Raw genomic sequence first — 9,966 nt, 5'->3', positions numbered from 1 at the left:
TGAAGGAACGGCGGTTCTCTACAACACGATCGCCAATCAGCTGGAGCGCGGCGGCATTGAGGATAGAACGGAGTACGAGGCGTTAATTATCGATTGCGGAGGCGGGACGACGGATGTGTCTTCCTGTGTATTTAAGGTCGAAGACAGTACCGTCGCTTACAAAATCGATATTTGTACCTCTTACGAAAATGGCGATACGAACTTCGGGGGAAGCAACCTCACCTATCGCATTATGCAATATATGAAAATCGTCTTCGCCGACTATTACCGCCAGAGCTATGGCCATAACCGGCAGAGAATCGATATCGATAAAATGATCGATATTCCGGCAACGGATTTGTTCCGGCATGTCGACGAGCATGGCGTGGGCGATGTGTATGAGACGCTGGAGCAGCGCTACGCGGAAGCCGAAGGCGTGATTCCGACGCGGTTTAAGGAATATGAAACGCGGATGCGGGACGATTACCGCCGCGTGCGCGGCAATTATCATTTCTTGTGGGACTTGGCGGAGCGGCTGAAGACGGAGTTTTTCCGCCGGACGGCGATGCTTCGCGGGGGGTTCAGCACCGGCGTGAGCAGTGAATGGGAGGAAGGCGAGCTCCGAATATCGGCTGTTGAACGTTGGTCATTGGTTGTTCGCGAGCAAGAGCGACTCGCTGAACGGGAGGAATGTCCTCCAATCGTGTTTACGATTCGGGAGATTACCCAGTTCGTGCGGGCAGACATATATGATGTCGTTCGGCAGTTCCTCGACGAGCTGTACCAGGATGGACGGTTGCAGCGCTATTCCATTATTAAGCTAACGGGCCAATCCTGCCGGATTGACGTGTTCCGTGAAGCGCTGAAGGAATTCGTGCCGGGCAAAAGCATTGAATTCCGCCAGAAAACAGAGGAATCCGGGCGTGTGCCCGAGCTGAAGCTGGCATGCCTGCGCTGCGCGATCCGTTATTTGACCGCCTCCAAGGCGGGGTATATCGAAGCGTCGGTCACGAACGAGGCTGCTGCAGTCCCGTATGCGGTGACGGCCTTCACCCATAGCGGACGTGAACGTACGCTGATGTCCAACTTAGAGCGAACGGGCGGTACGCATGGCACGATTTCGCGGCCAATCGGCGCAACCGAAGTCGAGTTCCACTTGAAAGGGCTGGATGGCGCACAGCGCCATACCTATGTGTATCAGAACAAGGAAGAGTCGTTCAAGCCGGTGCTCTATGAGGAAATTGCAGCCTCTTACGGCGCAATTATTCCACAGGATGAGACGGACTCCATCGCCAACGGCGAAGCGAAGTTTTTCGTATCCGCAGGCAACAGCCGCTGGGGCTTCGAGGTCGTGCCAGTCGCACGGATCGGCAGCCAGCTGCAGCTTGGGAAGAAACGGTTCTTTGCTTTTGAGAAGGATGCTTCGGAGCTGGATTTCTTTGATGGGATGAAATAGTGACAGTTAGCGAAATAGAGCTAACGCACAAGAGCCATCCACTTGATTTTCCATGACTCGCTCTATTGGTATTATCTAGTGAGTTTAGTTTCTCCAATACTAGATTTGATGCTAATGAAGTGTGGGAGCCAATCCAAGCTGAAGATACATTAATATTTTTCGGGGATTCAGATATCGCTTGGTACTGTTATAATATGACAAAAGAGAGTTTTGTGGAGCTGGATAAGCCATCAGGTGAGCAGATGGAAGCTTTTTGCGATTTCGACGCTATGATAGAATCTGCTTTCGCTATAGCGCTTAGTTAGATGTAGAAGTGTATCTGATGCATGATGCGGGCTTTGGTCAGTGCACTAGATGCGTTGTAAAATAAAGCAAGCAAAGGGGACATCATCATGTCAGAAAAGCACTTGTTCTTATTTGGCGGAGGAGCACCATTCAATGATAGCTTAGGAAAAAAGTTCGCTGGCTTATCCTCGCATAACGCAAACAAGGTAGCGATATTATTTGTTGAACAAGATGGCTGGAAGGCGTATATGTCGAGATATACAGATTTACTGGAACGGAATGGTGTTAGCGATTTTGTCTATATCTCATTGTGCGCATCACCATCAATAGAAGTAATACAAGAACTTCGTTCAGCTACTGGAGTCATTATTTGTGGCGGCGAAACAGAGCTTTATAGAGATTGCATCGTTGATACGGAGCTTGGCGATGTGGTGAAGGAATTGTATGTGCAAGGCGTGCCTATTGCAGGTTTCTCCGCAGGGGCATTAATAAGCCCTAGTGTTTGTGTGATTCCTCCGATTGACAATAGAAAAAACGAACACCTTTTCTTAAAAGGTCTTGGGCTGGTTAATAATTGTGTCGTTAGTGCACATTTTACGAAGTGGAATGAAGAAGAGAATTTGATGGCTGCGCTTTCGAAAACAAATCTCGCTGTAGGTTACGGGATCGATGACGAATCTGGCATATACTTGATGAATGAGAAGCTAGCGCAGTCTGCTGGGCAAGTCTTTTATTATCACGTTTGAACAATCTTAAGAAATAGTAGGGAGAGACAAATGTGTTCATTCGGCATATGGGACGGAAAAAGTATGAGTTAGGAAATCACATGTTTTCGCTCGCATGCCTCCGTTTGCTGTGCTCTGCTTTCCTCCCCCAAGGGGATTTTTCTCTTACAAGCAGAAGGAAATAATAGAATATTATCCATTGATATTCAAGTGACTGGATTCTATATTATTTATTGAGGATAATTTGAAATCGATTTCAAATTTAGTTTTATTGTAAGCGGTTTCGTTCCCCGAATTGTTTAGTTTCGCACTCAATCCCAAAGGAGGTGATGCACGACCACGACCCAATCTGGCATATTGGCATGGCAGATTCACAAATGCGTTTAACCCAAAGGAGGAGAAGGAATGAAACGGTCAAAACTGCTGGCGCTAGTGCTCATGGCAAGCATGGTATTTGGCTTAATTGGCGCAGTCAATGTAGGCAAAGCAAGCGCAGCCCCAATCGGTCCAAGCGATTTTCTGAAAACAAACGGGAAACTGATCAAAAACAACTATGGCTCCGGCAGTACGGTAAGCCTGCATGGCACGAATCTGGGCGGCTGGCTCATGGAGGAGAATTGGATGTCTCCTCTAGGGGGCAAGGACGAGTGGACCGTTCGCGGCACGCTGCTCAGCCGGTTCGGCGCTGGCACGACGGACAGCATCAAGTCTGCCTACCAAGATGTGTGGATTCAAGCTAGCGACTTGGATACGATCAAAAATATGGGCTTGAACTTCGTACGCGTGCCGATCTATTGGGAGAATATGATGAACCGCGATGGCACGATGAAATCCGATTCGTATTCCTTTGCGAAGCTCGACTGGCTTGTCGCCAATGCCCAATCCCGGGGACTCTATGTGCTGCTTGATTTGCATGGCACGCCTGGCAACCTGAACGGCTGGCAGAGCAGCGGGCGCGAAGGCGTCAACGAGCTGTGGTCGAACACGACGTACCAGAACTGGACCGTACAGATTTGGCAGCGACTTGCAAACCATTTTAAGGGTAATCCGACGATCGCCGGCTACGACCTATTGAATGAGCCGGTCAGCAACAATAGCAGCCTTTCCATCAGCCAAATGTACGATCGTCTCTACAACGCTGTGCGTGCAATCGATCCGGACCATATGATTTATGTGGAAGCATTTGGTTATTGGAATAACATCGTATCGCCTTCAACATACGGTTGGACGAACGTCGTTTATGAAGTGCATAGCTACGATTGGAACGATACGAACTACAATAGCCAGTCGAACAGCATTAACCAATGGTTCACGGACATGATCTGGCATCAGAACAATTGGAACGTGCCGGTGTTCACGGGTGAGTTTACACTGTTCACGCACAATGACCTGTGGGAAAAATGGCTCTCCGGCCTAGACGCGCTCGACGTGTCTTGGACCAACTGGAGCTACAAAGTAACGAGCGGCGGCAACTGGGGCTTATACCAAAACAATACGAATCCGTATCCGGACATCAACAACGATAGCGTGGCGACGATCCAATCGAAGCTGACGAAGTTCTCGACAAACTACTTCCAGCCTAACACGGCACTCATTAACATTGTTAAAGCTTACGCCAAGCTGAATGTGCCGTCCAGCCTGCAGGCGAAAGCGAATAATCAATATGTAACCGCAGAAAATAACGGCGCGGCTCCGCTTGTTGCGAACCGTACGGCAGTCGGGACATGGGAGAAATTCGTCATCGTAACGAATGCAGACGGCACGGTATCTTTCCTATCACTTGCGAATAACAAATATGTAAGCGCTGACCTTAATAACAACGGCAGATTAATAGCGCAAGCACAAGGCATCGCAGCATGGGAGAAATTTAGAAAAATAACGAACGCGGACGGCACGTGGTCATTCCAATCGGTAGCGAACAATATGTACGTAAGCGCTGATCTGAATGTCAATATGCTCATTGCGAACCGCACGAGCATCAGCGGTTGGGAAGCATTCGTCGTGAGCTCTGCACCGTAAATTGATCCTATAACGTGAATGCGAAGGCTGCTTGTGTCATATGAGCAGCCTTCCTTTCTTTGTTTGGAAGAGAATGGAATCGGTTAAGGGGATACAGAGCAACTGCTTAAGATTTGATTGCATAAAGGAGCTTATCATCACGCATGCCCTACAAAATTGTTTTTTTGATGTCGACGGAACGCTCACGCATGATGCAGATGGGTCAATATCGGAAAGTACCAGAGAAGCGATAGGAACGTTAATTAGCAAGGGAATTAGAGTTGTTGCCGCGACCGGCCGTCCCTTCTCGATGTGTGAGGTGCTCCAAGAGCTTGGTATCGAGACATTCATTACGGCGAATGGCGCCTACGTCATGCACAATAATGAAGTGATACATAAAGTGGCGATGGATCCCCATACCGTTCGCGAGATTACAGCGTTCGCCCAAACGAATCGTCATGGCCTTTCTTTTTATACCGATAGCTATTGGACGAATGGTGTGCAGGATGAGATGATGGGGCAAGCGCTGCAAGAAACGTTGTCTATTCATGCCGCTCCTGCCGTACATGAAGATATTTGCTCACAAGAAATCTATCTTCTGTGCTTATTCGCTACGGACGAGGTGGCAGAGCGATACTTAACCGCTTTTCCACACCTTATATTTAGGCGCTGGCATCCCTATGTGCTTAGTGTCTTGCAAGAAGAGGTTAGCAAATCGTTGGCGATCAGCGAAGTGCTTCGCTATTTCGGGATAGACCGATCAGAGGCGATTGCGTTTGGCGACGGCGATAATGATATCGATATGCTAGAGTTAGCAGGCCTTGGCATCGCGATGGGGAATGGCAGCGAGAAGGCCAAACGGGCAGCTGATTTTATTACAAAAAAATCAAGCGAAGACGGAATTGCATATGCTTTGCACAAATATGGTGTGATCTAAAAGGCCGCGACCGCGTAATCGCGGTCTTTTTATTTGTCCGAAGAGTAAGCGTATGAATCTGCTAATGCTGCAAAATAGGAGATTGCAAAATCGCGAAACTGAGCCGCTGCTTGCGTAAGATAACGGTCTTTGGGCCAATATAGCGAAATGGCACGCTCGCAGAAGCTCTCTTCCAGCGGAATTGTCACGACATCAGGCCCTGTTGATCCTCCCCAGGTGATGGATGGCAGGAAGGCAACGCCTTGGCCGACTCGGATGAGCCCGCGGACGGTAGCAGGATCGTCGCTCTCGAAGCGGATGCGCGGCGCAAAACCGGCAAGCCGGCAGAAAGCATCGGTCATCTCGCGAAGCGCTTTGCCTGGCGGCAAACAGATGAAATTCTCATCTTGGAGCTCACGTAAGCTGATGAGATCGGAAGAGGCGAGACGGTGCGCTGCGGGTACCGCCACGACAATTTTCTCGCGTAAAAGAGAATAAGATTCCGTGCCCGCTGGCGGGTTAGCTCCATCGGAGAGGCATAGGTCGAATGACGGCGTGCTCTCATATTGTGGCACATGCTGAATAAGATGGAACTGCGTGTCCGGCCATTGCTTGCAATATTCGGCTAGCAGCGCGGGCAACAGATGCGAGGATACGCGCACATCAAGTGCAATGGCTGCGACGGCCGTCCCATTGCCATCTTGGAGTTGGCGGATACCGTCTTCTATGGCCTGCAGGGCAAGGTCTATTTTTTGCAGAAAAAGCCGCCCTTGTTCATTTAATCGTATTGTTTTGTGGTTGCGATCAAACAGCTTGGCGCCAAGCTCTGCTTCTAGCGCTGTGATCATCTTGCTAAGCGCCGGCTGCGAAATATGCAAAGACTGAGCGGCTTTCGTCATATGCTCAATTCGGGCGGCAGCCTGAAAATATTTGAGCTGCAATAACTCCATATCTCGCCAACTTTCTAAGATTAATAACTTATAGGTTATAACGATAATGTATAAATATATATTAGAGCTTATAGCAGAAGAAAGCTATAATGATCGCAAACAGAGAGATAGGAGACGCCAACATGATCGTTCATACAGCATCAGGCAGCGTAGAAGGCGTACAGTTGGATGGCGCCTATGTTTTTCGGGGGATTCCATATGCGGCGCTGCCGATCGGACCGCTCAGATTCCAGCCTCCGGCACCACCTGAGCCGTGGGAGGGCATACGGACATGCGATCAATTCGGCCCAATCGCTTGCCAACGGCATGATCCGAATGGCTTCATGCCCGAGCTACCCCAATCGGAAGATTGTTTAAACTTGAATGTTTGGACATCAAGCGTTGTCGCAGAGCCGAAGCCTGTCATGGTGTATATTCATGGCGGTGGCTTCGTAGGGGGCAAGGGAGCGGAATGCGATGGCCTACGGTATGCGGCGGAAAATGGCATCGTATATGTATCGATTAATTACCGGTTAGGCGCGTTAGGTTTTTTATATTTAGGCGAGCTGCTCGGTGCAGGCTACGAAACGTCGGGCAATAACGGCATGCTCGATATTGCAGCTGCGCTTCGCTGGGTACAGGCGAATATTGCTGGTTTTGGCGGTGATCCTGCCCAGGTGACTGTTATCGGCAACTCGGCAGGGGCCAAATGTACAGCCACTCTCTTTACGATGGAGTGCGCGCGAGGGCTTTACCACAGGGCAATCGCCCAAAGTGGGGCGACGCAATCGATCCGGGACCGGCGGACGGCTATGGTTACGACGGCTCAGCTGCTTCATGAGCTGGGGATTCAACCTGTGAATGCGGCCCGGTTGCTCGACTTGCCAGCCGATCAGCTCATTGAAGCGCAAGGGCGAGTCGGATGGGATACTTCACGCAGTTTACATATGTTCGGTCCTGTAGCAGATGGGATCACCATTCCGCTCGATCCTTTTGAGGCGCTCAAGAGGAATACGAACCACCCGCCACTGATGATCGGAACGAACGACGATGAATCGGCTATGTTTATTCATTATGACCTGGAGCTACGGGAGCCTTGCCATAAGACGGTTGACCGCTTGTTTGGGCAAAATGCGCCGTGCGTATGGGCCTCGTTCGAGCATTATGCTTCCGTAATGGCGGAGAATCGAGCGTGGGAACGAACGTTAACGGAGCATTTGTATACGATTGGCGCGATACAGCTCGCGAACACGCTTGCTTCTTCGGGCTCAGCGGTTTGGATGTACAGGCTTGCTTATGGCGGCTCTTTAGGGGCAACACATGGTTATGAGAATAGTTTGATTCAATATGCATCGGAGGCAGTTGCTGAACAAGGCGATGTAGCGGAATATGCGAATGATATGAATTACGTTAGCGTTCAAGGGGCTGAATTGGCTGAAGCGATGCGAACTGCATGGATCTCATTTATCTGTACAGGAAATCCGAACCCGAGACCGAGCCTGAATGCGAATGGTTCTTCGATTCCGGAGTGGCCTGCTTATGGGGCAACTCCGAATACGATGGTTCTTGATATGCGAAGTGAGGTGCGCAATGATCTGCCGAAACCTTTTGGAGCGGGATGTGCCCATCAGGTATGGAGAGCTGAGCCATGATGCTGCTTGAGATTGCTTTGGCGATGACTGGGCTCGGGCTTATTCTCGGATTCGTCGGAGCGGGCGGCTCTGGCTTTATTATTGCGATACTAACCATCGTGTTCGGCTATCCGATTCATGTCGCACTTGGAACTGCACTAGCGGGCATGTTCTTCTCATCCTTATCGGGGTCTGCGAGCCACTATAGGGAAGGGAATATGATACTTAAGGCGGGGGCTGTTGTTGGATTATCAGGAGCTGCCGGGGCATGGGTTAGCTCAAATTGGTCGACGGTTATTCCGGCGGACAAGCTCGGTTATATGACCTCAGGCATGCTTTTTGCATCGGGGCTCGCGTTATGGTTCAAAATGGTGTTCGCATCACGCAAGCTTGAGCAGCATGAAGCGCCTGTGCAAGTTGGTTTAGGATGGCGTTATTGGCTGTATGCGATTCTCATCGGCGTTGTAACGGGTGCATTATCCGGTTTGTTTGGAATCGGATCGACACCATTTATTCAGCTTGGCCTAATGCTCGTCCTGCGGATGCCCATGCGTTACGCGGCAGGAACGACGATGTTCGTTATCATTCCAATCGCCCTAGCAGGCGGAGTTGGTTATTATACGTTGGGCTATCTGGACATTCAGTTGCTTGCTGCCGTTGTAGCAGGAACGATGCTAGGCTCATATGTCGGGGCCAAGTTTACAAAGCGGGTGCCGGAGGCGCTGTTGAAAAGTTTTATGGTGCTGACTCCGATGACAGGGGCGGCTATACTGTTGCTGTGAAGATGCATGGCAAACGCTATACATGACTAATTAGGCGTGCCAGAGGGCACGTCTTTTTGAATGGCGGAGGTAAATGTAGATTGTTGTCGAATTAATAATCCATTTATCATTTGGGAAAGGCTGGGTTATATGATTGACCAACAGTACTATCTGGATTTGTGTATAGATGCTCAACAAAATTATGAAAAGTATAAAAAAATATAGAGGATCAAATTGTAAAAATACAGTATACAACGATAAAGCGATATTCACTCATTCCTTATTGGTTTGAACGCAATAGCGAACAGCGAGGCCGCACTTCCAAAAAAGAAACAGAAGTTTACTATTGCTTTGTTGCGAAGAGGAGGCTTAACAAGCTTTCAATTCTAAGCTTCATCGAGTTGTTCCGCTTGGCGTGCCCTTTATTTTTTGCTACAGTAGTTAAGTATCCTTAGTAGATGTGAAAGAATTATTTAGGAGAGATCATAATGAGCGATCAACATTCAAATGACAATACTCTCCACTCCCACGGACCATGCACGTCAGCCTTGAGCGCAGAGGAGAATGCAGCAGAGATGTTAGCTGCCATGACGCGCAACGGCTTGCGCATTACCGACCAACGGCGATCGATGGTAACTATTTTCTCGGATCATGATGGCTATCTATCGCCGAAGGATGTTTATGATTCGATGGTGCGCACTTATCCGAGCGTTAGTTTTGATACCGTGTATCGTAATTTGCGTATGATGAGTGAAATGGGAGTGTTGGAGCAGTTTTATTTTATGGATGGCGGGTTGAAATTCAAATCGAATTGCCTGTCACATCATCATCATCATTTGATTTGCGTTAACTGTGAGAAGACGGTGACCTTTGATTATTGCCCAATGGACCAGCAAATGAACTTGCCAGGAGGCTACAAAATATTGAATCATCGATTTGAGATTTACGGAGTATGTGACTCCTGCCAATAGCTTTCGTTATTGCGCAGGAGAACACTTTAATGTAGAAACACGATATACTCTGATGATTTCAAAAAAGATTACAAAAAACAGTTGCAATTCACACGCGATACATGATATATTCTAATTCCGGTCAAGAGAACGAAGCCGGCAAGCGAAAATGATTTATCAACACAGTACACATACTGAAATGAAGATCAAAAACAAAAGCTTGACCAACTAAACATCATCTGATATGATGTAAAAGTTGTCGAAATTGTTCTTTGAAAACTGAACAACGAGCGAAACTGTCAGAATAAATGTTTCAAAATGAGCTACAAATGCTCT

7 protein-coding genes and 2 pseudogenes are annotated in these 9,966 nt (G+C 48.7%); 8 read left to right on the top strand and 1 reads right to left on the bottom strand.

Annotated features, from left to right (window positions below; all coding sequences use genetic code 11):
- The 5 genes and pseudogenes from GON22_RS25285 to GON22_RS25270 form a co-directional block, all read left to right on the top strand.
- Window positions 1-1,435, top strand: a pseudogene (locus GON22_RS25285) (molecular chaperone); the annotation flags it as partial.
- A gap of 104 nt (window positions 1,436-1,539) precedes the next feature.
- Window positions 1,540-1,740, top strand: a pseudogene (locus tag GON22_RS26340) (YrhA family protein); the annotation flags it as partial.
- Window positions 1,741-1,827: 87 nt separating this feature from the next.
- A complete protein-coding gene (locus GON22_RS25280; protein ID WP_160398831.1) occupies window positions 1,828-2,466 on the top strand; it encodes a Type 1 glutamine amidotransferase-like domain-containing protein in 639 nt (212 codons plus the stop codon).
- Between the two features lie 384 nt (window positions 2,467-2,850).
- A complete protein-coding gene (locus tag GON22_RS25275) occupies window positions 2,851-4,464 on the top strand; it encodes a cellulase family glycosylhydrolase (RefSeq protein ID WP_160398830.1) in 1,614 nt (537 codons plus the stop codon).
- 73 nt (window positions 4,465-4,537) lie between these two features.
- Window positions 4,538-5,380, top strand: a complete 843-nt coding sequence (locus GON22_RS25270) for a Cof-type HAD-IIB family hydrolase (RefSeq protein WP_160398829.1) — start codon at window positions 4,538-4,540, stop codon at window positions 5,378-5,380.
- A 29-nt stretch (window positions 5,381-5,409) separates the two neighbouring features.
- Here GON22_RS25270 and GON22_RS25265 read toward each other — a convergent pair whose 3' ends face one another.
- Complete coding sequence (locus GON22_RS25265; protein ID WP_160398828.1) at window positions 5,410-6,309, bottom strand: LysR family transcriptional regulator; 900 nt, start codon at window positions 6,307-6,309, stop codon at window positions 5,410-5,412.
- Between the two features lie 122 nt (window positions 6,310-6,431).
- On the opposite strand from GON22_RS25265, the gene GON22_RS25260 reads away from it, so the two are divergent.
- The 3 genes from GON22_RS25260 (at window position 6,432) to GON22_RS25250 (ending at window position 9,651) form a co-directional block, all read left to right on the top strand.
- The gene (locus GON22_RS25260; RefSeq protein WP_160398827.1) at window positions 6,432-7,940 is read left to right on the top strand and encodes a carboxylesterase/lipase family protein; all 1,509 of its coding nucleotides are present in this window, start codon (window positions 6,432-6,434) and stop codon (window positions 7,938-7,940) included.
- Entirely contained in the window at window positions 7,940-8,701 is a 762-nt protein-coding gene (locus GON22_RS25255) for a sulfite exporter TauE/SafE family protein (protein ID WP_442954402.1), read from the top strand. Before GON22_RS25260 ends, GON22_RS25255 begins: the two co-directional genes overlap by 1 nt.
- 467 nt (window positions 8,702-9,168) lie before the next feature.
- The gene (locus GON22_RS25250; protein ID WP_237179347.1) at window positions 9,169-9,651 is read left to right on the top strand and encodes a Fur family transcriptional regulator; all 483 of its coding nucleotides are present in this window, start codon (window positions 9,169-9,171) and stop codon (window positions 9,649-9,651) included.
- Window positions 9,652-9,966: the final 315 nt, after the last annotated feature.

The sequence above is a fragment of the Paenibacillus sp. MMS18-CY102 genome, from assembly GCF_009789195.1.
In the GTDB taxonomy this organism is placed as follows: Bacteria; Bacillota; Bacilli; order Paenibacillales; family Paenibacillaceae; genus Paenibacillus_T.
This window is presented reverse-complemented; position numbering and strand designations above follow the sequence as displayed.